The sequence below is a fragment of the Streptomyces sp. NPDC059142 genome (genome assembly GCF_042755665.1).
Classification (GTDB): domain Bacteria; phylum Actinomycetota; class Actinomycetes; order Streptomycetales; family Streptomycetaceae; genus Streptomyces.
Map to the genome: position 1 here is coordinate 1 of NZ_JBHZDA010000108.1, position 24216 is coordinate 24216.

At 73.5% G+C, this 24216-nt stretch carries 16 protein-coding genes; 13 read left to right on the plus strand and 3 right to left on the minus strand.

Going from position 1 to position 24216, the window contains the following annotated elements:
- Positions 1 to 181: 181 nt before the first annotated feature.
- The 4 genes from ACFXPK_RS28250 (at position 182) to moeZ (ending at position 4175) form a co-directional block, all read left to right on the plus strand.
- On the plus strand, positions 182 to 1021 hold the full coding sequence (locus ACFXPK_RS28250; RefSeq protein WP_385079860.1) for a hypothetical protein: 840 nt from the start codon (positions 182 to 184) through the stop codon (positions 1019 to 1021).
- A 113-nt stretch (positions 1022 to 1134) separates the two neighbouring features.
- On the plus strand, positions 1135 to 2115 hold the full coding sequence (locus ACFXPK_RS28255) for an NAD-dependent epimerase/dehydratase family protein (protein ID WP_385000583.1): 981 nt from the start codon (positions 1135 to 1137) through the stop codon (positions 2113 to 2115).
- Positions 2103 to 2924: a spherulation-specific family 4 protein gene (locus tag ACFXPK_RS28260; RefSeq protein ID WP_385079863.1), complete on the plus strand. Its 822-nt coding sequence runs from the start codon at positions 2103 to 2105 to the stop codon at positions 2922 to 2924. The genes ACFXPK_RS28255 and ACFXPK_RS28260 overlap by 13 nt, the downstream gene beginning before the upstream one ends.
- 72 nt (positions 2925 to 2996) lie before the next feature.
- Positions 2997 to 4175, plus strand: a complete 1179-nt coding sequence (gene moeZ, locus ACFXPK_RS28265) for an adenylyltransferase/sulfurtransferase MoeZ (RefSeq protein ID WP_385000589.1) — start codon at positions 2997 to 2999, stop codon at positions 4173 to 4175.
- Positions 4176 to 4319: 144 nt separating this feature from the next.
- On the opposite strand, the gene ACFXPK_RS28270 is transcribed toward moeZ, so the two are convergent.
- Positions 4320 to 5939, minus strand: a complete 1620-nt coding sequence (locus tag ACFXPK_RS28270; protein WP_385000592.1) for an alpha/beta hydrolase — start codon at positions 5937 to 5939, stop codon at positions 4320 to 4322.
- A 202-nt stretch (positions 5940 to 6141) separates the two neighbouring features.
- Complete coding sequence (locus ACFXPK_RS28275) at positions 6142 to 8961, minus strand: lysylphosphatidylglycerol synthase domain-containing protein (RefSeq protein WP_385079867.1); 2820 nt, start codon at positions 8959 to 8961, stop codon at positions 6142 to 6144.
- A gap of 173 nt (positions 8962 to 9134) precedes the next feature.
- On the opposite strand from ACFXPK_RS28275, the gene ACFXPK_RS28280 reads away from it, so the two are divergent.
- The 5 genes from ACFXPK_RS28280 to nudC all read left to right on the plus strand — a co-directional run bounded on the left by ACFXPK_RS28280 (position 9135) and on the right by nudC (position 19882).
- On the plus strand, positions 9135 to 9566 hold the full coding sequence (locus ACFXPK_RS28280; protein WP_385000598.1) for an MGMT family protein: 432 nt from the start codon (positions 9135 to 9137) through the stop codon (positions 9564 to 9566).
- A gap of 411 nt (positions 9567 to 9977) precedes the next feature.
- Positions 9978 to 13409 (plus strand): ATP-dependent helicase, encoded by a 3432-nt coding sequence (locus ACFXPK_RS28285; protein ID WP_385079870.1) that lies wholly within the window; start codon positions 9978 to 9980, stop codon positions 13407 to 13409.
- 98 nt (positions 13410 to 13507) lie between these two features.
- The gene (locus tag ACFXPK_RS28290; protein WP_385079873.1) at positions 13508 to 17380 is read left to right on the plus strand and encodes a UvrD-helicase domain-containing protein; all 3873 of its coding nucleotides are present in this window, start codon (positions 13508 to 13510) and stop codon (positions 17378 to 17380) included.
- A gap of 10 nt (positions 17381 to 17390) precedes the next feature.
- Entirely contained in the window at positions 17391 to 18785 is a 1395-nt protein-coding gene (locus ACFXPK_RS28295) for a dipeptidase (protein ID WP_385079876.1), read from the plus strand.
- Between the two features lie 152 nt (positions 18786 to 18937).
- Entirely contained in the window at positions 18938 to 19882 is a 945-nt protein-coding gene (nudC, locus tag ACFXPK_RS28300; protein ID WP_385000610.1) for an NAD(+) diphosphatase, read from the plus strand.
- Positions 19883 to 20039: 157 nt separating this feature from the next.
- Here nudC and ACFXPK_RS28305 read toward each other — a convergent pair whose 3' ends face one another.
- A complete protein-coding gene (locus tag ACFXPK_RS28305) occupies positions 20040 to 20282 on the minus strand; it encodes a mycoredoxin (protein ID WP_385079879.1) in 243 nt (80 codons plus the stop codon).
- Between the two features lie 184 nt (positions 20283 to 20466).
- On the opposite strand from ACFXPK_RS28305, the gene ACFXPK_RS28310 reads away from it, so the two are divergent.
- From ACFXPK_RS28310 to ACFXPK_RS28325, 4 genes are all read left to right on the plus strand, one after another.
- Positions 20467 to 22758: an ATP-dependent DNA helicase UvrD2 gene (locus ACFXPK_RS28310; RefSeq protein ID WP_385079882.1), complete on the plus strand. Its 2292-nt coding sequence runs from the start codon at positions 20467 to 20469 to the stop codon at positions 22756 to 22758.
- Positions 22759 to 22940: 182 nt separating this feature from the next.
- On the plus strand, positions 22941 to 23279 hold the full coding sequence (locus ACFXPK_RS28315) for a hypothetical protein (protein ID WP_385079885.1): 339 nt from the start codon (positions 22941 to 22943) through the stop codon (positions 23277 to 23279).
- 172 nt (positions 23280 to 23451) lie between these two features.
- Positions 23452 to 23820: a WhiB family transcriptional regulator gene (locus ACFXPK_RS28320; RefSeq protein ID WP_385007519.1), complete on the plus strand. Its 369-nt coding sequence runs from the start codon at positions 23452 to 23454 to the stop codon at positions 23818 to 23820.
- Positions 23817 to 24140, plus strand: a complete 324-nt coding sequence (locus tag ACFXPK_RS28325; RefSeq protein ID WP_385007521.1) for a hypothetical protein — start codon at positions 23817 to 23819, stop codon at positions 24138 to 24140. Before ACFXPK_RS28320 ends, ACFXPK_RS28325 begins: the two co-directional genes overlap by 4 nt.
- The last annotated feature ends 76 nt before the right edge of the window (positions 24141 to 24216 follow it).

Below are 24216 nucleotides of genomic sequence, written 5' to 3' on the forward strand. Positions count from 1 at the left end.
GGCCGGGGGGGCGCCGGGGGCGGCGGGGGCGCCGGGAAGGGGGGTATCGCAGGGGGGCCCGGGGGGGGGCGGCGGGGGGGGCGCGCTGGGGGGGGGCCGCGCCGACGTAAGCGACCGGCCGCCCGGCGCGGGCGACCCGGGCACCCCCGGTCACGCGCGCCCCGTACACCGCCCGCGCGGCGTGCGCGCCCCGCGGAGGAACCGCGCGCGGACCGGCGCGCCCTGGGCCGGCATCGTCCTGCTCCCCGGCGCCGTCGCCGCCCTCACCCTCGCCGGAATCGAGCACAGCACCGGACAGCGGCAGCTCGCGATAGCCCTGGCGGGCGCCCTCGCACTCTCCGGCACCGTGTCCGCCTGTCTCCGCCGCGGACCCCTGCGCGCCGAGGGCCGCACCGTACCCGCCGCCGGACTCTGGACGTACGCGCTGCTGGCCTACCTGCTCTGCGGGGACGGACTCCTCGCCGCGCTCCTCGACGGCGGCCCCCACGGGCCCTGGCCCGCCACCGCCACCCCCCTCGTGACGCTCGCGGCCGCCGTCGCGCCCGCCGCCTGGTGCGCCCGCCTCTTCTCCGTACGGGCGCGCCGCGGACTCACCGCCAGCCGCGGACTCGCCGACTTCGCCGCGCGGGCGCGCCCCCTGCTCCTCGCCGTCGTCGGGCTCCACGTCTGCGCCCTCGCCGCGCTGACCCCGCTGACCAATCTGCTCCACGCCGAGAAGGCCGTCCTCGCCCCCACCGTCGCCCTCGGCACCCTGTTGCTGCTCGCCCGGCTCCTCGCCGTCCACGGCTGCCCCGACGCCGCGGCCACCGGCCTCGCCACGGCCTGCGCCCTGGAGGTCCTGGCCTGCGCGTCCGTGCTCGCCGGCCGTATCCCCGGCTGCGACGCGCTCGCCGCGCCCGTCCGGACCCTCGTCCACACCGCGGGCCCGGCCGCCGTACCCGCCCTGGCCTGCGGCGCTGCCGCCCTCGGACTTCTCATCCACGCCTCCGTCGCCCTCTCCCGGGCCTCGGCGCACACCTGACCCCCGCACGCCCCCACCCCTCACAGAAGCAGGCAGAAGGAGACGCACGACATGACCCCGCAATCCCCAGTACCGGCCCCCGAGACGGCCCGTCCGCACGGAGGGGCCGCGCGATGAGGGTCCTGCTGCTCGGTGCCAACGGTTTCCTCGGCCGCTTCGTGGCCGACCGGCTGCTCGCCGACCCCGCCGTCCACCTGACCGCGCTCGGCCGCGGCGACGACGCCGACGTACGGTTCGACCTCGCAGGAGGCAGCCCCGGCGCGCTCACCCGGTTCCTGGACGCCGTCCACCCCGGCGTCGTCATCAACTGCGCCGGAGCCACCCGCGGCGGCGCCCGCGAACTCACCCGGCACAACACCGTCGCCGTCGCCACCGTCTGCGAGGCCCTGCGCCGCAGCGGCTGCGGCGCCCGGCTCGTCCAGCTCGGCTGCGCCTCCGAGTACGGCCCCTCCCAGCAGGGCTCGTCCACCGCCGAGGACGCGGTGCCCCGCCCCGGCGGCCCGTACGGCGTCTCCAAGCTCGCCGCGTCCGAGCTGGTCCTCGGCTCCGGGCTCGACGCGATCGTGCTCCGGGTCTTCTCCCCGGTCGGCCCCGGCACCCCGGCGGGCTCCCCGCTCGGCCGGCTCGCCGAGGCGATGCGCCGCGCCATGCAGTCCGGCGACGGTGAGCTGAAGCTCGGCGGGCTCGGCGTCCAGCGCGACTTCGTGGACGTCCGCGATGTCGCGCGCGCCGTGCACGCCGCCTCGCTCTCCGCCGCCCAGGGCATCGTCAACATCGGTACCGGCCGCGCCGTCAAGCTCAGGGACGCCGCCGCCGTACTCGCCAGGGTCGCCGGGTTCGCGGGCGCCCTGAACGAACTCGACCTGCCCCAGGGCCCTGCCGGGCTGCGCCCCGGGCACCCCGTGATCGGCGCCCCCCGGCCCGAGACGGTGGCGGAACACCTGGGGGCCGGTCCGTTCCCGTACCCCGACGGCTGCGGCGCCTGGCAGCAGGCCGATGTACGGACCGCGCGCGACCGGCTCGGCTGGCGCCCCCGGATCAATCTGGAGGAGTCCCTCGCCGACATCTGGATGGAGGCGGCATGCCGCATCTGACCCCGGGCGGAGGCGGCGCGTCCCCGCCCTACCGGGACGCGCTCCCGCTCGCCGCCCGGCCCCGGGCCGCGCCGCGCCCCGCGCGGTCGGCCGGGCTCGGCGTCGGGGTCCCCGGATACGCGCACCCGCTGGTCGCGCCCGTCGAGTGGGCCGAGCTGACCCGCCCGGCCGTCCCCCTGCACTGGGCCGTCCTCAATGTCGCGGACGGCCCCGGTGACCGCCCCGACCCGCACTGCCTCGACGCCGCGGGGCGGCTCACCAACGCACGGCTGCGGGTGCTCGGCCATCTCGACCTGGCGTACGGGGGCCGGCCCCTGGAGGAGATCGTCGCCGACGCGCGGCGCTTCCTCGACTGGTACCGCGTCGGCGGCTTCTACCTCGACCGGTGTCCGGCCGGGCGCGCGGAGCTGCCCGGTGTGCGGCGGACGACCGCGACCCTGGAGGCGCTGCTGGACGGCGCCCCGGGCGGCGCGGGGGACGGCGGCTACATCGTCCTCGGGCAGGGGATCCATCCGCATCCGGGATACGCGGGGGCCGCCGACCAGTTGGTGACCTTCTCCGGCCCGTGGAGCGACTACCGCTGGTCGCAGACGGCGGCGTGGACGGCGGACTACCCGCCGGAGCGCTTCGTCCATCTGGTCCACGGGGTGCCGCGCACCCGCCTCGACGAGGCGTTCCGGGCGGCGCGCCGGCTGGGTGCGGGGACGGTCTTCTTCACGGACCGGACAGGGGCGGTCGACCCGTTCGCGGCCATGCCCGGCTTCTGGGACGCCTTCGTCTCGCGAGTCGGACCGTGTGTCTCGGAATGAGAAGGGCCGTGGCAGTGTTACAGGGACAACAACCGTACTGAATGACCGACCAACCCCCTAGTTGAGGTCCCTGTGTCGCTGCCACCCCTGGTCGAGCCCGCTGCCGAGCTCACCGTCGACGAGGTCCGCAGGTACTCCCGTCATCTCATCATCCCGGACGTGGGGATGGACGGGCAGAAGCGGCTGAAGAACGCGAAGGTGCTCTGTGTGGGCGCCGGAGGTCTTGGCTCCCCGGCCCTGATGTACCTGGCCGCGGCCGGTGTCGGCACCCTCGGCATCGTGGAGTTCGACGAGGTAGACGAGTCGAACCTCCAGCGTCAGATCATTCACAGCCAGGCCGACATCGGCCGCTCCAAGGCCGCGTCCGCGCGTGACTCCGTTCTCGGCATCAACCCCTATGTGAACGTGATCCTTCACGAAGAGCGGCTTGAGGCCGAGAACGTGATGGAGATCTTCTCCCAGTACGACCTGATCGTGGACGGCACGGACAACTTCGCCACCCGCTATCTGGTCAACGACGCCTGCGTGCTGCTGAACAAGCCGTACGTATGGGGTTCGATCTACCGCTTCGACGGCCAGGCCAGCGTCTTCTGGTCCGAGCACGGCCCCTGCTACCGCTGCCTCTACCCGGAGCCGCCGCCCCCCGGCATGGTCCCCTCCTGCGCCGAGGGCGGGGTGCTGGGCGTGCTCTGCGCGTCCATCGGCTCGATCCAGGTCACCGAGGCGATCAAGGTTCTGGCAGGCATCGGCGACCCGCTGGTCGGCCGGCTGATGATCTACGACGCCCTGGAGATGCAGTACCGCCAGGTCAAGGTCCGCAAGGACCCCGACTGCGCGGTCTGCGGCGAGAACCCGACCGTCACGGAACTCATCGACTACGAAGCCTTCTGCGGCGTCGTCTCCGAGGAGGCCCAGGAGGCGGCGGCCGGCTCGACGATCACTCCCAAGCAGCTCAAGGAGTGGATCGACGAGAAGGAGAACATCGAGATCATCGATGTCCGGGAGCCGAACGAGTACGAGATCGTCTCCATCCCCGGCGCCAAGCTGATCCCCAAGGGCGAGTTCCTGATGGGCACGGCCCTGTCGACCCTCCCGCAGGACAAGAAGATCGTCCTGCACTGCAAGACGGGCGTCCGCAGTGCGGAAGTCCTCGCGGTGCTCAAGTCCGCGGGCTTCTCGGACGCGGTCCACGTCGGGGGCGGGGTCATCGGCTGGGTCAACCAGATCGAGCCGGAGAAGCCCGTCTACTAGGGCGTGTTCTCGCAGGATCGACAGTAGTGACGAGTCGACAGCAATGGCGACCCGACAGCACTGGTGGCGACCCGACAGCGGTGAAGAGGGGCCGGTCCACGACGTCTGTGGACCGGCCCCTCTTCGCTGTCCCGCTCGGCCCGCCTACTTGCAGACGGTGCCCGCCGCCGGCACCTTCCCGTTCAGCAGATAGCCGTTGACCGCGTTCTGCACGCACCGGTCGCCGCTGTCGTACGAGCCGTGCCCCTGCCCGTGGTACGTCAGCTCCACCCCCACGCCCTTGCCCAGCGCCGTCGCCATCGCCTTGGCGCCCGCGTACGGTGTCGCCGGGTCCCCGGTGTTGCCGACGACCAGGATCGGCGCCGAGCCGGGCGCGCTCACGTCGGGTGTGGTCCACTGCCCCTTCACCGGCCAGGAGGAGCAGCTCATCAGCCCCCAGCCCAGGTAGTCCCCGAAGACGGGCGACGCCTTGCGGAACGCGGGAAGCTTCGCCTTGGTCTGCGCGAGGGTGTAGCGCTCCTTGGAGTCCGCGCAGTTGACGGCCACGTTGGCCGCCTGGAGGTTGCTGTACTGGCCGTTCTGGTCGCGTCCGTTCAACGAGTCGGAGAGCGCGAGCAGCAACGCGCCGTTGCCGCCGTCCGCCTCGTCCAGCCCCTGTTCCAGGTACGGCCAGAAGTCCTTCGAGTAGAGCGCCTGCGCGATGCCGTTGGTGGCCTGGGTCTCGGTCAGCTTCCGGGGGCCGATGCCCGTGATGGGCTTCTTCCCGATCCGGTCGAGCAGACCGGTGATGAACGACTGGATCTCCTGCGGGGTGGAGCCGGGCAGCCGGCAGGCGGCGCCGCGGGCCAGACAGTCCTTCTCGAAGTTGTCGAGGGCGAGCTGGAACCCCTTGGCCTGGCCGAGCGAGCCCTGCTCGGAGTTCTGTGTCGGGTCGACGACGGCGTCGAAGACCGCCCGCCCGACGGACTTCGGGTACAGGTGGGCGTAGACGCCGCCCAGTTCGGTGCCGTACGAGATCCCGAAGTAGTACAGCTTCTTGTCCCCGAGGACCTGCCGCATCAGCTCCAGGTCGCGGGCGGCGCTGGTCGTACCGACGTACGGGAGGATGCGGCCGGAGTTCTTCTCGCAGGCCGCCGCGAAGTCCGCGATGCCCTTCGTGAAGGTCTTCTCCTGGGCGGGGGTGGTGGGCGTGGAGTCCTGGGCGAAGTACGCGTCGAGCTGTTTGGCGTTCTCGCACCGGACACCGTCGCTGAGGCCGACCCCGCGCGGGTCGAAGCTCACCAGGTCGTAACGGGAGCGCAGCTTCTCGTAGTCCTTGGCGAAGGACGGCAGCCCGGTGACGCCGGAGCCGCCGGGGCCGCCGAAGTTGAAGATGAGCGAGCCGATCCGGTGCTTGGTGTCCCGCGCCTCGGCGCGGATGAGGGCGAGGTCGATCGTGGGGCCGCCCGGTTTCGCGTAGTCGAGCGGTGCCTTCATCGTGGCGCACTGCCATGGTGTGCCGCCGGGCAGCGGCGAGGGCGCCGTACCGCCGCCCTCGGAGGCCGCGGGGGCCGGGCACGCCTTCCAGTTCAGATGCTGGGTGGCCAGGTCGCCGCCGGGGCTGCTCGTGGCCCGGGCGTTTCCGCCGGCCGGGGTGCCGAGGGCGGCGTCCGAGCCGTCCCCCCGGTCGGAGCCGGCGCTGTCGGAGCATCCGGAGGCGGCCAGCAGGGCGACGGCGGTGACGGCGGCCAGGGCCGCGGAGCGCCGGACGGGGGAGAGTGGCATGGCCCCATCGTGCGCCGGACCCGGCCGCGCCGCGCGGGGCCTTGGTCCATGCGGGTGGCGGGGCGCGCGGCACAACGGCCTGGTCGCGTGGCGGGGACGCGGTGGAACAACGCCCGGGGCCTGATGTGGCGGGGACGCAGTGGAACACGTCCTGGGCTTCGCGTGGCGGGGGCGCCGTGGAGTCCACCGGGCGCCCGCCGCCCTACAGGGAGCCCTTGCGCGTGAGGTGGCTGAAGCTCAGCCATCCCGGCAGCACCGGCAGCCAGAGCGTCAGCAGCCGGAACAGCAGCACCGCGGGCGCCGCCACCTCCTTGGGCAGGCCGACCGCGATCAGACCCAGCGTCAGCGCGCCCTCCACCGCGCCGACCCCGCCCGGTGTGGGCGCCGCCGAGCCCAGCGCGTTGCCCGCGAGGAAGACCACCGCGATGCTCGCGTAGCTGAGCTGCTGGTTGCCGTTGTCGAACGCCCGGATCGAGGCGTCCAGGCACATCACGAACACGCCCGTCAGCAGCAGCATCCCGCCGATGCCGGTGAGCAGCTTCAGCGGCCGCTGGAGCACGTCCAGCATGCGCGGCACCACCCCGGCGAACAGGGAGCGCAGCCGCGTCGAGACGAACTTCCGCAGGAACGGGATCGCGGTCACGACCAGGACCAGGACGGCGACGGTCAGCAGCCCCGCGATCACCGTCCTGGACGGGGTGAGCGACGCCGTCTTCTCCGTACCGGTGAGATAGCCGAAGGAGAGCAGCAGCAGGATGTGCGCCCCTAGCCCGAAGAGCTGGGACGCGCCGACGCTCGCCACCGCGAGCCCCGGGCGCACCCCCGCGCGCTGGAGGAAGCGGGTGTTCAGCGCCACCCCGCCGACCGCGGCGGGGGCGACGACCTTCACGAAGGACCCGGCGACCTGTGCGGCGACCGTACGCGTGAACGGCACCCGCTCCGGTACGAAACCGAGCAGGCTCATCGCCGCCGCCACATAGCTGAGCGCCGAGAACGCCAGCGCCGCGAGCACCCAGCCCCAGTGCGCCTCGCTCACGACGGTGGAGAAGTCGACCTGGGTGAGCTGGGTGAGCAGGAAGTACCCGGCGACGGCCCCGGCGATGAAGCTCAGCAGCGTCCGCGGCTTGATCCGCTCCAGCCGGACCGGCTCGACCGGCGCCTGCGGTCTGATCAGCAGCACCTGCTGCCGCATCTGGGAGAGCAGATCCTCCTCGCGGGCCTCGTCCAGCGCCTCGTCTATGGCCCGCTTCTCGGCCTGCTTCTCGGCGCGCAGCGACTTCCGTACGGCCTTGCGGTCCGCGCCGCCCTCGACGGCGGCGGCCTCCGCCGCCTTGGCGCGCTTGTTCGTCTCGGAGGCCGCGAGGACCGCCTCGCGCTCGCGCTGCGACCGCTCACGGGCGAGCCGGCGCAGCGTCGCGCGGGAGGAACGGCTCAGCGCGATCGGCTGGAGCAGCGGCAGACAGTCCGCGATCGCGTCGGGGCCGAGCACCTCGACCGCCGCGGCGACCGAGCGCTCCGCGCCCACGCGCAGCCCCATGGTGGTGAGCATCTGGGCGGTGTCCATCCGCAGCACCAGATCGCCCGCCGCGATCTCGCCGCCGCGCAGCTCGGTGAGGATCACCTGGCCGGAACGGTCCACCAGCAGGGCGTCCCCGGTGAGCCTGCGGTGCGCGATGCGCCGCGACTGGAGCGCCTTGACCTGCCGCCACGCCTCCCGTACCAGCTCGTCGGTGATCGCCTCGTCCGGCAGCGAGTCCAGCGACCGGCCGCCGAGGTGCTCGTACACGAGCATGACGGCGTCGGGACCCAGCTCGGAGGTGGCGATCAGCTTGGGCGCGTTGGCCCCGGCGGCGATGGCCGCGTACGCGAGCAGCGCCTCCTGTTCGAGGGCCTGCCGCAGGGAGGGGATGGATCTGCGGGTGGTGATGGAGCGCAGCGTGAGCTGACGCCAGGCCCGGTAGAAGAACCCCTGGGCCTGCTGTTCGCGGTCGACGACCGTGACGTCGAGGGGCGGGCCGTCCTCCAGGGTGACCAGATAGCGCCGGCCCCGGTCGCCCTGCTCGGACGCGTCGGCGGCGTCCTCGGCGCGCATCGCGTTCACGGGGCGGAAGCCGACATGGCGCAGGCCCGCCATCAGGGTCTGGCCGGTGGGCCGTACGTTGGGCGAGCCGACCGCGTAGAGCGTGCCGTACGCGACGGTCCAGCCGATCAGCACGGTCAGGATGATCGAGAACGGTGTGGTGTACCCGGCGACCAGCATCGCGAACGCGTCGAGCAGCAGCACCACCCACAGGACCACCCGCCAGCGGGGTCTGCGCGCCATCCCCACGGCCGTCATATAGGCGATGACGGGGGCGAGGTAGCCGTGGACGGGGTCGGTGATCCCGGCGCCGAGCTGGGGCCGGGTGAGCGCGTCGGTGATCGACTCGGGCGCGGCTCTGGCCACCCAGAGGTCGGTGGCGAGGGTGACGCCGTGCGCGAGTACGGCGGCGAGGACACCGTCCGCGATGCGCAGCCCGTCGCGTTTGATCAGCCGCTCGATGGCGAACGCGACCGGGACGAGGAGGACGGCGATGCTGGAGACCAGGCCGGCCAGCTTGACGATCAGGTCGGGTGCCTGGCCCGTGCCCTTGCTGATGTCCTGTTCGAGGCCGGAGGTGGTGCCGTGGGCGAAGGCGGAGAGGCCGAGGACGAGGGCGATGGCCAGTACACCGATGAGCAGCCGCAGCAGGTCGGAGGGGCGGTGCACGCGGGCGGCGAGCAGCGGCTCGTCACCGGAGACACGGTCGGCCCGGGTGGCGCCGTTGTCGCCGTCTCCGTCTCCGCTTCCTCCGCCGTTTTCGTTTCCTTCGCCGGTCCTGTCGCCGGTGGCGGGGCCCGCGCCCGGCGCGTCGTCCCTGCCGGTGTCCTGGCCGGTGTCCCTGCCGGTGTGGTGGCCGGTGTCCTCGCCGGACGACGGGGTTCCGTCGGCGTCGGGGCGCGGCTCAGCGCCGGAGGTGTTCGCCGTCGCCGGAGGCTGCACGGCCCCCTCCTCTGCCGAATCCGTCTCTTCTTGGTCTCGTATCACCAGTCACCGCCCGGATGATGGTGGCACGAGCATCCGACAGAGGGGGGCATCAGGGTGCATTGCGGGGGCATCCGGCGCGCGGGGCCGGGGCGCCGCGGATGTCGGTGGTGTGCGGCAGGATGGGCCGAATGAGGAGCAAGGAGCCAGAAGGAGCCCGGCCCGCCGACCTGCCGGACCCGCCTGACCTGCCGGTCCCGTCCGAGCTGCCGGATTACGCGGAGCGGGTGCTGGACGTCGCCGACCTGATCCCGCCGGGCCGCGTCATGACGTACGGGGACGTCGCCGAATGGCTCGGCGACGGCGGACCGCGCCAGGTGGGCCGCGCCATGGCGCTCTACGGCTCCGCGGTGCCGTGGTGGCGGGTGGTCCGGTCCGACGGGGTGCTGCTGCCGGGGCACGAACTGCGCGCCCTGGCCCACTACCGCGAGGAGGGCACCCCGCTGCGCGACGCCGCGCGCAGCGCCGAGGGCCATGTGCCGCGCCTGGACATGCGGCGGGCGCGCTGGGACGGCGAGGGCCGGGACCCGGCGCCGGACGCGGACGATGTGGCTCACAGGTGACAGCTTCCGCCATCGGGCCGTACGGCGGGCGCTCCCGCGACCGGACGCCCCGCCGTACGGATGACACCCCGGCGCCCGGCGGAGCCCCGCCGGCAGTACCGCCGACGGTCCCGCGCGCAGTACTGCGGGCAGGGGCGGGCGCGGCGCCGAGGGCGACAGCGCCGGAAGCGGTGAGTGTGCCGGAAGCGGTGAGCGTGCCGGAACCGGCGACCGTGCCGGAAGCGGCGACAGCGCCGGAACCGGCGTCTGCGACGGACGCCACGCCGGACCGTACGCGTCCGGGGCACCGGACGGCGTAGCGTCGACGGCACGCGCCTCCCGCGTTCCGTGCGTGCCACGCGCCTCCGGCGTCGCGCGCACGCAGGCCAGCCCCGTCACCCCCAGCACCCCCTCCAGGACCGGCGAAACCACGTGAGCTCCTCCTCTTCCACCGGACGTTCCCCGCAGCGGCGGGCACGTCAGCGCCCCTCCGGCGCGTACCGGCTGCTGCGTACGCCGCCCGTGCCGGTGGACCCCCCTGAGCTGGACGCAGCGCAGCGCGCCGTGGTTGACCACCGGACGGGGCCGCTGCTGGTGCTGGCGGGCCCCGGCACCGGCAAGACGACGACGCTGGTGGAGTCGGTGGCCGAGCGTGTCGCCCGGGGCGCCGACCCCGAGCGGATCCTGGTGCTCACCTTCAGCCGCAAGGCCGCCGTGGAGCTGCGCGACCGTACGGCGGTCCGGCTCGGCGGCGCCCGGGGCCCGCAGGCGACCACCTTCCACTCGTTCTGCTACGCCCTGATCCGCGCGCACCAGGAGGCCGAACTCTTCACGGAGCCGCTGCGGCTGCTCTCCGGGCCCGAGCAGGACGTCGCCGTACGCGACCTCCTCGCGGGCGAGATCGAGCTGGCCCGCGACGGCCGGGGGCGGGTCCGCTGGCCCGACGAGCTGCGCGCCTGTCTGACCACGCGCGGCTTCGCCGACGAGGTGCGCGCGGTGCTCGCCCGCAGCCGCGAACTGGGCCTCGGCCCGCACTCCCTGGCGGCCTTCGCCCGCCGTACGGGCCGCCCCGACTGGTCGGCCGCCGCGTCCTTCCTCGCCGAGTACCTGGACGTCCTCGACATGCAGGGGGTGCTCGACTACGCGGAACTGGTGCACCGCGCGGTCCTGCTCGCCCACCGCCCGGGGGTCGCGGAGAAGCTGCGGGAGCGGTACGACGCGGTCTTCGTCGACGAGTACCAGGACACCGACCCGGCGCAGGTACGGCTGCTGCGCGCCCTCGCGGGCGAGGGGCGCACGCTGGTCGCGTTCGGCGATCCCGACCAGTCGATCTACGCCTTCCGCGGTGCCGACGTGAACGGCATCCTCGATTTCCCCTACGCCTTTCCCCGTAGGGACGGGACCCCGGCGCCGGTGGAGGTCTTGATCACCTCCCGCCGCTCCGGCGCGGGCCTCCTGGCGGCCACCCGGCTGCTGACGCGCCGTATGCCGCTGAACCGGCTGCCTGCCGAGCAGGTACGGGCCCACCGGGAGCTGTCGGCGGTACGGGAGGGCGGCCGGGTCGAGACGTACACCTATCCGACCCCGTCGGCCGAGCTGGACAACGTCGCCGACATCCTGCGCCGCGCGCACCTGGAGGACGGCGTGCCCTGGCACGACATGGCGGTCCTGGTCCGCGCGGGCGGTCGCACGATCCCCTCGATCCGCCGCGCCCTGACCTCGGCGGGCGTCCCCCTGGAGGTCGACGGCGACGACGTCCCCCTGCGCCACGAACCGGCGGTCGCCCCGCTGCTGACGGCGCTGCGGGCGGTGGCGGCGGCGTCGATCACACCACCGGGGGAGCCGGATCAGGAGCCCGAGCCGGATCCGGAACCCGAGCCGGAAGGGCCCGAGCCCGAGGCGCCGGATCCCGAAAGGCCCGAGCCTGAGTCCGAGCCCGAGGCGCCCGGCCCCGAGGCGCCCGGATCCACTTCCGGTGCCGCCGTCTCCGCCTGGCTCGACGTGGAGACCGCGCTCACCCTTCTCACCTCGCCCCTCGGCGGCATGGACGCCGCCGATCTGCGCCGCCTCGGCCGGGCCCTGCGCGACGAGGAGCGGGCCGGCGGGAACCGGATCCCGGCCGCCTCCGACGTGCTGCTCGCCCGCGCGCTCGCCGAGCCCGAGCGGCTGGTGGCGCACGACCCCGCGTACGCCCGGGGCGCGCAGCGGCTCGGCGCGCTCCTGCGCAAGGCGCGCGAACTGCTGGCCGGTGGCGGTACCGCCGAGCAGGCGCTCTGGGAGCTGTGGGACGGCACCCCCTGGCCTGGACGGCTCGAACGCTCCGCCCTGCGCGGCGGCCCCGGCGGCCGTAACGCCGACCGGGACCTCGACGCCGTCTGCGCCCTGTTCGACGCCGCCGCCCGCGCCGAGGAGCGCACCGGCGGCCGGGGCGCGCTCAACTTCCTGGAGGAACTGGACGCCCAGGACATCGCCGCCGACACGCTCAGCCGCCGCGCCGTACGCCCCGACGCCGTTCGCCTGATGACCGCGCACCGCTCCAAGGGGCTCGAATGGGGCCTGGTGGTCGTCGCGGGCGTACAGGAAGGGCTCTGGCCCGATCTGCGGCGCCGCGGCTCCCTCCTGGAGGCCGACAGGATCGGCCGCGACGGACTCGCGGAACCGCTCACCCCGGGCGCCCTGTTGACGGAGGAGCGCCGCCTCTTCTACGTGGCGGCCACCCGCGCCCGCGACCGGCTCGTCGTCACCGCCGTCAAGGCCCCCGCCGACGACGGCGACCAGCCCTCCCGCTTCCTCCCCGAACTCGGCGTCGAGCCCAAGGACGTCACCGGCCGCCCGCGCCGCCCCCTCGCCGTCGCCGCCCTCGTCGCCGAACTGCGCGCCACCACCGTCGACCCGGCCGCCTCCCCGGGGCTGCGCGACGCCGCGGCCCGCCGCCTCGCGCGGCTCGCGGCCCTCGGCGACGAGGAGGGCCAGGCGCTCGTCCCCGCGGCCCACCCGCACCGCTGGTGGGGCCTGTACGAGCCGACCCGCAGCGCGGTCCCCCTGCGCGACCGGGAACAGCCCGTCGCGCTCTCCGGGAGCGCCCTGGACCAGTTGGCGAACACCTGCGCCCTCCAGTGGTTCCTGGGCCGCGAGGTGAAGGCGGACGCCCCCGCCACCGCCGCCCAGGGGTTCGGCAACGTCGTCCACGTACTCGCCGACGAGGTGGCCTCCGGCCGTACCCCCGCCGATCTCGCCGTCCTCATGGAACGCCTCGACTCCGTATGGGACGCCCTCGCCTTCGACGCGCCCTGGAAGTCGCAGCAGGAGAAGGAGCACGCGCGGGCGGCGCTCGAACGCTTCCTGCACTGGCATGTCACGGACCGCGGCGGCCGCACCCCCGCCGCCACCGAGCACGGCTTCGACGTGACGCTGGAAGCGGGCGACTACGAGGTACGGATCAAGGGCTCCATGGACCGCGTCGAACAGGACGCGCAGGGGAGGGCCTATGTCGTCGACTTCAAGACCGGCAAACAGGCCCCTTCCAAGGACGAGGTCGCCCACCACCCCCAGCTCGCCGTCTACCAGCTCGCGGTCCGCGAGGGCGCCCTGGACGAGGTCTTCGACGGTCACCGCCCCGAACCGGGCGGCGCCGAACTCGTCCAGCTCCGCCAGCCCGCGCCCCGGAAGGAGGGCGGCGACGCGCTCCCCAGGATCCAGGCGCAGGAACCCCTCACGGGGGAGTGGGTGGGCGAACTGCTCACCACGGCGGCCGGCCGCGTACTCGACGAACGCTTCACCCCGACCACCGGCCAGCACTGCGGCCACTGCGCGTTCCGCGCCTCGTGCAGCGCCCAGCCGGAGGGGCGCCAGGTCGTGGAATGAGCGCATGAGCCCCCGCCGCTGCGCGGGGCGCGGCCCGCGCAGCGGTCCTCGTGACCGCCCGCGGCCCGCTGTCAGTGGTGCCGGATAGCCTTCCTGAGGTGTCCGTACATCTCACCGATCCCGAGCAGCTCAAGGAGTTGCTGGGCATCCCCTTCACCCCGGAGCAGATGGCCTGCGTCACCGCGCCGCCCGCCCCGCAGGTCATCGTGGCCGGAGCCGGGTCGGGGAAGACGACGGTGATGGCAGCCCGGGTGGTCTGGCTGGTGGGCAGCGGCCAGGTCGCGCCCGAGCAGGTCCTCGGACTCACGTTCACCAACAAGGCCGCGGGCGAGCTGGCCGAGCGCGTCCGCAAGGCGCTCGTCAGGGCCGGCGTCACCGACCCCGACATGATCTTCCCGGGCCATCAGGCGTCCGGCCCCCACCCCACGGCGCCGGGGAGCGCCGACCCTCCGGGCGAGCCGCGCATCTCCACGTACCACGCCTTCGCCGGCCGGCTGCTCACCGACCACGGGCTGCGCATCGGACTGGAGCCCACCGCCCGGCTCCTCGCCGACGCCACCCGCTTCCAGCTCGCCGCCCGCGTCCTGCGGGAGGCGCCCGGCCCGTACCCCGCCCTGACCAAGACGCTCCCCGCCCTGGTCAGCGATCTGCTCGCCCTCGACGCCGAGCTGGCGGAACACCTCGTCCCGCCGGGCCGGCTCGGTTCGTACGACACGGAGCTGCTGCGCGCCCTCGACGGCGTGCGGCTCTCCAACGCCGACCTGCGCAAGGTCCCCGAGGCCGCCGTCGCCCGGGGCGAACTGCTCGACCTCGTCGGCCGCTACCGCGCCGCCAAGAGCGCCCGCGACCTCCTCGACTTCGGCGACCAGATCGCCCTCTCCGCCGAACTCGCCACCACCCGCACCGAGGTCGGCGCCCTGCTGAGGGACGAGTTCCGGGTCGTCCTCCTCGACGAGTACCAGGACACCTCCGTCGCCCAGCGGCTCCTGCTCTCCGGGCTCTTCGGCGGCGGCACCGGACACGCGGTGACCGCCGTCGGCGACCCCTGCCAGGCGATCTACGGCTGGCGCGGCGCCTCCGTGGCCAACCTCGACGACTTCCCCGACCACTTCCCCCACGCCGACGGCACACCCGCCGCCCGCTTCTCCCTCAGCGAGAACCGCCGCAGCGGCGGCCGGCTCCTCGACCTCGCCAACGGCCTCGCGGAGCCCCTGCGCGCCATGCACGAAGGCGTCGAGGCGCTGCGCCCGGCCCCCGGCGCCGAACGCGACGGTTCCGTACGCTGCGCCCTGCTCCCGACGCACGCCGAGGAGATCGACTGGCTCGCCGACTCCATCGCCCACCTCGTCCGTACGGGCAAGGAACCCGGCGAGATCGCCGTGCTCTGCCGTACGGCGGGGGACTTCCCCGAGATCCAGGGCGCGCTGGTCGCCCGGGACGTCCCCGTCGAGGTCGTCGGTCTGTCGGGGCTCCTGCACCTCCCCGAGGTGGCGGACCTCGTCGCCATGTGCGAAGTGCTCCAGGACCCCGGCGCCAACGCCTCCCTCGTACGGCTCCTCACCGGCCCGCGCTGGCGCATCGGCCCGCGCGACCTGGCGCTGCTCGGCCGCCGGGCCAGGCTCCTCGTCCACCGCGGCCCCGCCGAGGGCGCCGAGGACGACACCGACGCCCGGCTGGCCGCGGCCGTCGAGGGCACGGACCCCGCCGAGGTGATCTCCCTGGCGGACGCCCTCGACACGTTCCTGGAGCCCGCCGGGGCCCCCGCCGACCACCTGCCCTTCTCCGCCGCCGCCCGCGTCCGCTTCGCCCGCCTCGCCACCGAACTGCGCGACCTGCGCCGCTCCCTGGCCGACCCGCTGATGGACGTGCTCCACCGCGTCCTGGCCACCACCGGCCTCGAAGTCGAACTCTCCGCGTCCCCGCACGCCCTGGCCGCCCGCCGCCGGGAGACCCTGAGCAACTTTCTCGACACGGCGGCCTCCTTCGCCGCCCTCGACGGGGAGGCGGGACTGCTGGCGTTCCTGGCGTTCCTCCGTACGGCCGCGCAGTACGAGAAGGGCCTGGACAACGCGCTCCCCGGCGGCGAGAACACCGTCAAGGTGCTCACCGCCCACAAGTCCAAGGGGCTGGAGTGGGACGTCGTCGCCGTCCCCGGGCTGGTCACCGGACAGTTCCCGAACACCAAGGCGCGCGAAGCCTGGACGGCCCAGCCGAAGGTCCTACCGCACGCGCTGCGCGGGGACGCGCCGACCCTCCCGGCGATCACCTCCTGGGACGCGAAGGGGATCAAGGCGTTCAAGGAGGACCTGAAGGCGCATCAGCACACCGAGGAGCTGCGCCTCGGTTACGTCACCTTCACCCGCCCGCGCTCCCTGCTGCTCGGCTCCGGCCACTGGTGGGGACCCACCCAGAAGCGGACGCGGGGCCCGTCGGACTTCCTCCACGCGTTGTACGCGCACTGCGCGGCGGGGTACGGCGAGATCGAGGCATGGGCGGACGAACCGGAGGAGACGGAGGAGAACCCGTCCCTCGCGGCGGAGACCACCCCGCACCCCTGGCCGCTCCCGCTGGACGCGGAGTCCCTGGCCCGCCGCAGGGAGGCCGCGGACACGGTGCTGGCCTATCTGGAGGAGCTGCGCTCCACCGAGGCCGCCGGGACGGCCGAGACCCCGGTGGAGCCGGTACGGGACGACGCGGGTGCCCAGGACCTCTGGGACGACCTGGACCACCCGCCTCCTTCGGACGAGGCCGACGCCCCAGACGCCCCGGACGTCGTGAACGCCCCGGACGTCGTGAACGGCCCGGACGCCCAGGACGGCCCGGACGGCCCGGACCTCTGGGACGACCTCGTCGACCCCCTCGACCCCGACGCCCCCGACCACGACCTGTCCGACTGGGACGCCTGGGACACCGCGGAGCCCCAGGCCCCCCGGGGACCGCAGGACCCCCCGCCGCCCGCCGCCGAGCCCACCGCGCCCGTTCCGTCCGGCCCGGCCACGCCGGCTGCCCCGTCCAACGCCTCCGCCTCTTCCAACCCCTCCGCCCCTTCCCTTCCGTCCACCCAGTCCGTCCCGTCCCACCCGTCCGTCCCGGCGCCCCGGCGCCCGCTCGCGGAGGGGCCGACCCCCGAGGAGATCCGTACCCTCGCCTCCTGGGACCGGGACCTCGACGCCCTCGCCGGTGAACTCGCCCGCGCCCGCGCCACCGTCCGCGACGTCCCCGTACCGCCGTCGCTCTCCGCCTCCCAGCTTCTGCGGCTCGCCGCCGACCCCGACGCCTTCGCCCAGGAACTGGCCCGGCCCATGCCCCGGCCCCCGCAGCCCGCCGCGCGCCGGGGTACCCGGTTCCACGCCTGGGTGGAGTCGCGGTTCGAGGAGCTGCCGCTCCCGATGCTCGGCCCCGACGAGCTGCCCGGGGGGTACGAGGACGAGCCGGAGATCGCGGACGAACGCGACCTCGCCGCCCTCAAGGAAGCCTTCGAGCGCACCCCGTACGCCCGGCGCACGCCGTACCGCGTGGAGGAGCCGTTCCAGCTCACCCTCGCGGGCCGGGTGATCCGCGGCCGTATCGACGCCGTCTACCGCACCCCCGTGACAGAGGCCGACTCCGACTCCGGCGCAGATACCGGCTGCGACTCCGGCTCGGGCAGCGGGACGCACCCGTACACGTACGAGATCGTCGACTGGAAGACCGGCCGGACCCGCACCGCCGACCCCCTCCAGCTCGCCGTCTACCGCCTCGCGTGGGCCGAGCAGCACGGTCTGCCGCCCGAGGCGGTGAAGGTCACCTTCCTCTACGTACGGACCGGGGAGGCCGTCCGCCCCGACCGGCTCCCCGGCCGACCCGAGCTGGAACGGATCCTCACCACGGACGCCCCCTACGGCGGGGAAGGCGGTGAGGGCGATCCCGGCACACCCGCGCACGGGCGGTCCTGGCGACAGGCAGACGAGACAGCCCGCCGGGCCCGTTAGGCTCGATGCCATGAGCGACACCCCGGACAGCGTCGTCCGTACGTACATCCAGACCCACCGCGCGGCCTTCCTCGACGACCTCGCCGACTGGCTGCGCATCCCCTCCGTATCCGCCCAGCCCGACCACGACGCTGACGTGCGGCGCAGTGCCGACTGGCTCGCCGCCAAACTCAAGGAGACCGGCTTCCCGGTCACCGAGATCTGGGACACCCCCGGCGCCCCCGCCGTCTTCGCCGAGTGGCCCTCCGAGGACCGGGACGCCCCGACCGTGCTGGTCTACGGCCACCACGACGTGCAGCCCGCCGCCCGCGAGGACGGCTGGCACACCGACCCCTTCGAGCCGGTCGTCCGGGACGGCAGGATGTACGGACGGGGCGCCGCCGACGACAAGGGCCAGGTGTTCTTCCACACACTCGGTGTGCGCGCCCACCTCGCCGCCACCGGCCGCACCACCCCCGCCGTCCATCTGAAGCTGCTGATCGAGGGCGAGGAGGAGTCGGGCTCCCCGCACTTCCGCGCCCTCACCGAGCGGCACGCCGAGCGCCTCGCCGCCGATGTGGTGATCGTCTCGGACACGGGCATGTGGTCCGAGGACACCCCGACCGTCTGCACCGGCATGCGCGGCCTCGCCGACTGCGAGATCGAGCTGTTCGGCCCGGACCAGGACATCCACTCCGGCTCCTTCGGGGGCGCCGTCCCCAACCCGGCCACCGTCGCCGCCCGCCTTGTCGCGGCGCTGCACGACGCGGACGAACGCGTCACGATCCCCGGCTTCTACGACGGTGTCGCCGCGCTCGGCGACGCCGAGCGCGCCCTCATCGCGGAGCTGCCCTTCGACGAGACGGAGTGGCTGCGCACGGCCGCCTCCCACGGCACCCTCGGCGAGGCCGGCTACTCCACGCTGGAGCGCGTCTGGGCGCGCCCCACCGCGGAGGTCAACGGCATCGGCGGCGGGTACCAGGGCCCCGGCGGCAAGACGATCATCCCGTCCTCCGCCCAGCTCAAGCTCTCGTTCCGGCTGGTCGCCGGGCAGGACCCGGACCAGGTGGAGCGGTCCGTGCGATCCTGGGTCGAGGCACGGATCCCCGCCGGGATCCGGCACAGGATCAGCTTCGGCGCGGCCACCCGGCCCTGTCTGACCCCGCTGGACCACCCGGCGCTCCGGTCGGTCGTCCGCGCCATGACCCGGGCCTTCGGACAGAAGATCCGCTTCACCCGCGAGGGCGGCTCGGGTCCCGCGGCCGATCTCCAGGACGTGCTGGGGGCGCCCGTACTGTTCCTGGGTATCTCCGTTCCGTCCGACGGCTGGCACGCGCCCGACGAGAAGGTCGAGATCGACCTGCTCCTCAAGGGCGTGGAGACCACCGCCTACCTGTGGGGCGACCTCGCCGCCACCCCGCACTGACCCCCGCGCCCACCCGTACGCCCGCCACCCGCCGACCCCCGCACTCGCACTCGCACCCGCACCCGCACCCGCACCCGCACCCGCACCCGCCGTCCCACCGACCACTCCGCTGACCAGACACCCACATCACCCCGGGGGAGTAGAAAGAACCTGTGAGCACCATCAGCAGTGACGCCACCGCACACCAGCCCATCGGCCTGACCGCGCACAGCGGCATCGACCGCGCGGCGCACCACCGCCTCGACGAGGCGTGGCTTGCGGCGGCCTGGAGCCACCCGACGACCAGGGTCTTCGTGGTGTCCGGCGGTCAGGTGCTGATCGACGACACCTCCGACGGGCGGACCGAACTGGTCATGACCCCGTCCTTCGAGGCACCCCTCACCGAGACCCACCGCTACTTCCTCGGCACGGACGGGGACGGCGTACGCTACTTCGCGCTCCAGAAGGACTCGCTCCCCGGACGGATGGACCAGTCGGCGCGGCCCGCGGGGCTGCGCGAGGCCGGTCTCCTGCTCTCCGCGCGCGACGCGGGGCTGATGGTGCACGCCGTGGCGCTGGAGAACTGGCAGCGACTGCACCGCTTCTGCTCCCGCTGCGGCGAACGTACGGTGATCGCCGCGGCCGGCCACATCCGGCGCTGCCAGGCGTGCGGCGCCGAGCACTACCCGCGGACCGACCCCGCGGTGATCATGCTGGTCACGGACGAGGAGGACCGGGCGCTGCTGGGCCGGCAGGTGCACTGGCCCGAGGGCCGCTTCTCCACCCTCGCGGGCTTCGTCGAGCCCGGTGAGTCGATCGAGCAGTCCGTGGCCCGTGAGGTCTTCGAGGAGGCGGGCGTCACCGTCGGCGAGGTCGAGTACATCGCCAGCCAGCCCTGGCCCTTCCCGTCGAGCCTGATGCTGGGCTTCATGGCCCGCGCCACCTCGTCGGAGATCACGGTGGACGGCGAGGAGATCGAGGAGGCGCGCTGGTTCTCCCGCGAGGACCTGCGGACCGCCATCGAGACGGGCGAGATCCTGCCCCCGCTGGGCATCTCGATCGCCGCGCGGCTGGTCGAACTCTGGTACGGCAAGCCGCTCCCGAAGCCGCTGCACTGAGCGAGCCATTGCACTGCGCTGAGCGAGGCCCTGCACTGCGCTGAGCGAGGCGCTGCACTGAGCGACGCGCCGACGCCGAGCCGACGACCAAACCCCCGCCGGCCCCGGTGCGGCGGGGGTTTCGTGGGGGCGGGGCGGGGCCCCCGAGGGGCGGCCCTCAGGGGCCGAGGCTGGGGTTGTCCAGGGCCCCGGTGGGGTTCGTCAGCGTCGAACCGTCGGGGAAGAGCACCGTCGGGACGGTCTGGTTGCCGCCGTTCGCCTTCTCGACGAACGCCGCCGACTCCGGGTCGTGCTCGATGTTGATCTCCGTGTACGCGATGCCCTCGCGGTCCATCTGGCCCTTGAGCCGACGGCAGTATCCGCACCACGTGGTGCTGTACATCGTCACAGTGCCCGGCATGGTCTCGCACTCCTCTTGTCTCGCTGGATGCGTCGTCCGTCGTACCGGTACGTCGCCCGCAAACTCCTGAACGTAACGGACCCGGCGACCATTCCCGCGCTCGCCCCCGCTCCCGCCCCGTCGCCTCGCCCCGGCACCGTGTCCACGTCCACGTCGGCCGGTGATGATCGGACCGGTACGACCGATGCGGCGCCCCTGTGGACAACCGCCGCACCCGTCCCGGGGGACCTGGCAGCATGGCGGGGTGACAGCAGCAACGCACTCCCCACTGTTCCCGGCGGAATCCGGCGGCGGCCAGATCGTGGCCCCGCCGCGCGACGCCGACGCGGTGCTCGACGGGCTCGACCCCGAGCAGCGCGAGGTCGCGACGGCCCTGCACGGCCCCGTGTGCGTGCTGGCCGGGGCCGGCACGGGCAAGACCCGCGCGATCACCCACCGGATCGCGTACGGGGTGCGCGCGGGCATACTCCAGCCCGCCAGCGTCCTCGCCGTCACCTTCACCAACCGCGCCGCGGGCGAGATGCGCGGCCGGCTGCGGCAGCTCGGCGCGGGCGGTGTGCAGGCGCGGACGTTCCACGCGGCGGCGCTGCGCCAGCTCCAGTTCTTCTGGCCCAAGGCAGTCGGCGGCACGCTGCCGCGGCTGCTCGACCGCAAGGTCCAGCTCGTCGCGGAGGCCGCCGCGCGCTGCCGGGTCCGGCTCGACCGCAACGAGCTGCGGGACGTCACCGGCGAGATCGAGTGGGCGAAGGTCACCCAGACCGTGCCCGCCGACTATCCGGCGGCCGTCGCCAAGTCCCACCGCGACGCCCCGCGCGACGCGGCTGAGATCGGCCAGATCTACGGGATGTACGAACAGCTCAAGCGCGAGCGCTCGGTGATCGACTTCGAGGACGTGCTGCTCCTCACGGTCGGTGTCCTCCAGGACCGGCACGACATCGCGGACCAGGTCCGCCGCCAGTACCAGCACTTCGTGGTGGACGAGTACCAGGACGTCAGCCCGCTCCAGCAGCGGCTGCTCGACCTCTGGCTCGGTGACCGGGACGACCTGTGCGTCGTCGGGGACGCCAGCCAGACGATCTACTCCTTCACCGGAGCCACCCCCGACCATCTGCTCAACTTCCGTACCCGCCACCCGAGCGCCACCGTCGTCAAGCTCGTCCGCGACTACCGCTCCACCCCGCAGGTCGTCCATCTCGCCAACGGTCTGCTGGGCCAGGCGCGCGGCCGGGCCGCCGAGCACCGCCTGGAGCTGATCTCGCAGCGCGACCCCGGCCCCGAACCGCTCTGCACGGAGTACGCGGACGAACCGGCCGAGGCCGAGGGCACCGCCCGCCGGATCCGCGACCTGATCGCGGCGGGCGTCCCGGCCGGCGAGATCGCGGTGCTGTACCGCATCAACGCGCAGTCGGAGGTGTACGAACAGGCCCTCGCCGACGCGGGCGTGCCCTACCAGCTCCGGGGCGCCGAGCGGTTCTTCGAGCGCCAGGAGGTACGGGAGGCGGGCGCCGCCCTGCGCGGCGCCGCCCGCTTCGGGGGCAACGACGCGCTGCTGGACGATGTGGTGGAGCTGCCCTCGCAGGTGCGGGCCGTGCTCTCCACCAAGGGGTGGACCACCGAGCCCCCGGCCGGGTCGGGTGCGGTCCGGGACCGCTGGGAGTCGCTGGCCGCGCTCGTCCGGCTCGCCGAGGACTTCGTCCGGGCCAAGCCGTCCGCGACCCTCGCCGACCTCGTCACCGAGCTGGACGAGCGCGCCGCCGCCCAGCACGCCCCCACGGTGCAGGGCGTCACGCTCGCCTCGCTGCACGCCGCGAAGGGCCTGGAGTGGGACGCGGTGTTCCTGGTCGGCCTCACCGAAGGGATGATGCCGATCACCTACGCCAAGACGGACGAGCAGATCGAGGAGGAGCGCCGGCTGCTCTACGTGGGGGTCACCCGTGCGCGGCTCCATCTCCATCTCTCCTGGTCGCTCTCCCGCTCTCCGGGGGGCCGGGCCTCCCGGAGGGTCACCCGCTTCCTGAACGGCCTGCGTCCGGGCTCCACGGCGCCCGGAGCCCGCGGCGGAGCTGCCGGGGCGGGCGGCTCCGTCGAGCGGGGCGGCGCCACCGGCGAAGCGGCCGGTGGTGTCACGCGGCGCAAACGCCGCGGCCCGGCCCGCTGCCGGGTGTGCGGCAGGACGCTCACGGACGCCGGTGAGATGAAGCTCATGCGGTGCGAGGAGTGCCCCTCCGACATGGACGAGGGGCTGTACGAGCGGCTGCGGGACTGGCGCGCCGGTCAGGCCCGGCGCATCGGACAGCCCGCGTACTGCGTGTTCACCGACAAGACGTTGATGGCGATCGCCGAGGCCGTGCCGGGCAGTGCGGGCGAGCTGACGGGCATCCCCGGGGTCGGAGTCCGGAAACTGGATCGCTTCGGAGCCGATGTGCTGGCCATCTGCGCAGGTGAGGAAGGTGTGGGCGAGGAAGTCGACGACTGAGTCGAACTCGTCGAAAAAATAGTTTGCGCCCGTGCGGGGAATCCCCATAGGTTCTTAACCACGGAACGGCGGGCTTCTCCGAAGCCCGGTCCCCGTGCTCTACTTGTCAAGCAGCACTTGCCCACAATACGTATGACGGGTCCCAGGACCTGTCCTTGAGACGCCGAGAGGAGGCGATTCCAGTGATCAGCATCGACTACAGCTCCACCAGCACCGTCAAAATGACCGATCTCTCGGTCGTCTCCGCATGCTCGCTCGGCTTCTCCCGCACCGAACTCATCGCCAGTGGACTGCCCGGCGCCAGCGCCGTCAAGCCCGCCGGTCTCTCGGGTCTGCCGACCCGCGAGCGGTCCGTCATCGTCCGCGATGAGCGACCGACCAAGGCACTGGAAGCAGGAGTAGCAGCAGGCAATGCCTATGGCGCTGCCTTTGCGGCGACCGGTGCCGAAACGAAGCAGCAGACGCAGCATCACCTGATGTGGGCCTTCCGTGGGCTCGAACCCTGGAGTGATCCAGCCTGATCGACGATCAGGCCGGCGCCTTCAGGGCCGCGGAACCCCACCCGGGATCCGCGGCCCTTCTGTTTGTCCCGAACGGGACAGCCGGAGCGAAGGGGCCTCGGGACACGCACCACCGGTACCAAGCCGACAACTGGCCAACCAGGCCGGACCGACCAGACGAGGAACAAAACCCGTGCAACTCGAAGCGCACGCCCCGTCCGTACCGCCTTCCGCATCGATCTCCCCGCCCGTCCCCACGGAGGACTCCACCTTGACCCCGCTCACCGCGCTCACCGCGCTCGACGACGCCATCGAGAACCTCGGCGTACCCGTTCCCTGTCGTGCCTACGACCCGGAGGTCTTCTTCGCCGAGTCCCCGGCCGATGTCGAGTACGCCAAGGCGCTCTGCGGCACCTGCCCGCTGATCGAGGCATGCCTCGCCGGCGCCAAGGAGCGGCGTGAGCCGTGGGGCGTCTGGGGTGGCGAACTCTTCGTCCAGGGAGTCGTCGTGGCCCGCAAGCGGCCGCGTGGCCGTCCGCGCAAGAACCCGGTCACGGCATGAACGCCGTCGGCACGATCGACCGTCCCTTCACGCACGATCCCCAGAAGCAGGCTCCGATGACCTCTTCCCTGAGCGAGCCCTCCGGCTCCGCCACCCCAGTTGTCACCACCATGGGCGCGAACGACTCGCGTCAGAACAGGACCCGCGAGATGCAACTCATTCCAGAAGCCCTGGCTCGCGCGCATATGAACGAACGCATGCGTGAAGCCGACGCGGAACGCCGGGCCGTGCGCCTGGTCGCCGCGCGGCGTATGCAGCGTCGTGCCGAGCGCGTGTCCCTGCGCGCCCGCCGCGCGCTGGCCATGGCCGTCATGCAGTAGACGCCCCGCCGTCACCGGCGCGGGAGTCAACGGCGCAGAAGTAACCGAAGCGCGGAGCGAGGGCCGGTCCCGAGGT

Bases quoted from the DNA above. Each gene is read 5' to 3' on its own strand.
- ACFXPK_RS28260 (WP_385079863.1), top strand. From the start codon at position 2,103: ATGCCGCATCTGACCCCGGGCGGAGGCGGCGCGTCCCCGCCCTACCGG.
- ACFXPK_RS28305 (WP_385079879.1), bottom strand. From the start codon at position 20,282: ATGCCGGGCACTGTGACGATGTACAGCACCACGTGGTGCGGATACTGC.
- ACFXPK_RS28325 (WP_385007521.1), top strand. From the start codon at position 23,817: ATGAACGCCGTCGGCACGATCGACCGTCCCTTCACGCACGATCCCCAG.
- ACFXPK_RS28280 (WP_385000598.1), top strand. From the start codon at position 9,135: ATGAGGAGCAAGGAGCCAGAAGGAGCCCGGCCCGCCGACCTGCCGGAC.
- ACFXPK_RS28255 (WP_385000583.1), top strand. From the start codon at position 1,135: ATGAGGGTCCTGCTGCTCGGTGCCAACGGTTTCCTCGGCCGCTTCGTG.
- ACFXPK_RS28270 (WP_385000592.1), bottom strand. From the start codon at position 5,939: ATGCCACTCTCCCCCGTCCGGCGCTCCGCGGCCCTGGCCGCCGTCACC.
- ACFXPK_RS28310 (WP_385079882.1), top strand. From the start codon at position 20,467: ATGCGGCGCCCCTGTGGACAACCGCCGCACCCGTCCCGGGGGACCTGG.
- ACFXPK_RS28295 (WP_385079876.1), top strand. From the start codon at position 17,391: ATGAGCGACACCCCGGACAGCGTCGTCCGTACGTACATCCAGACCCAC.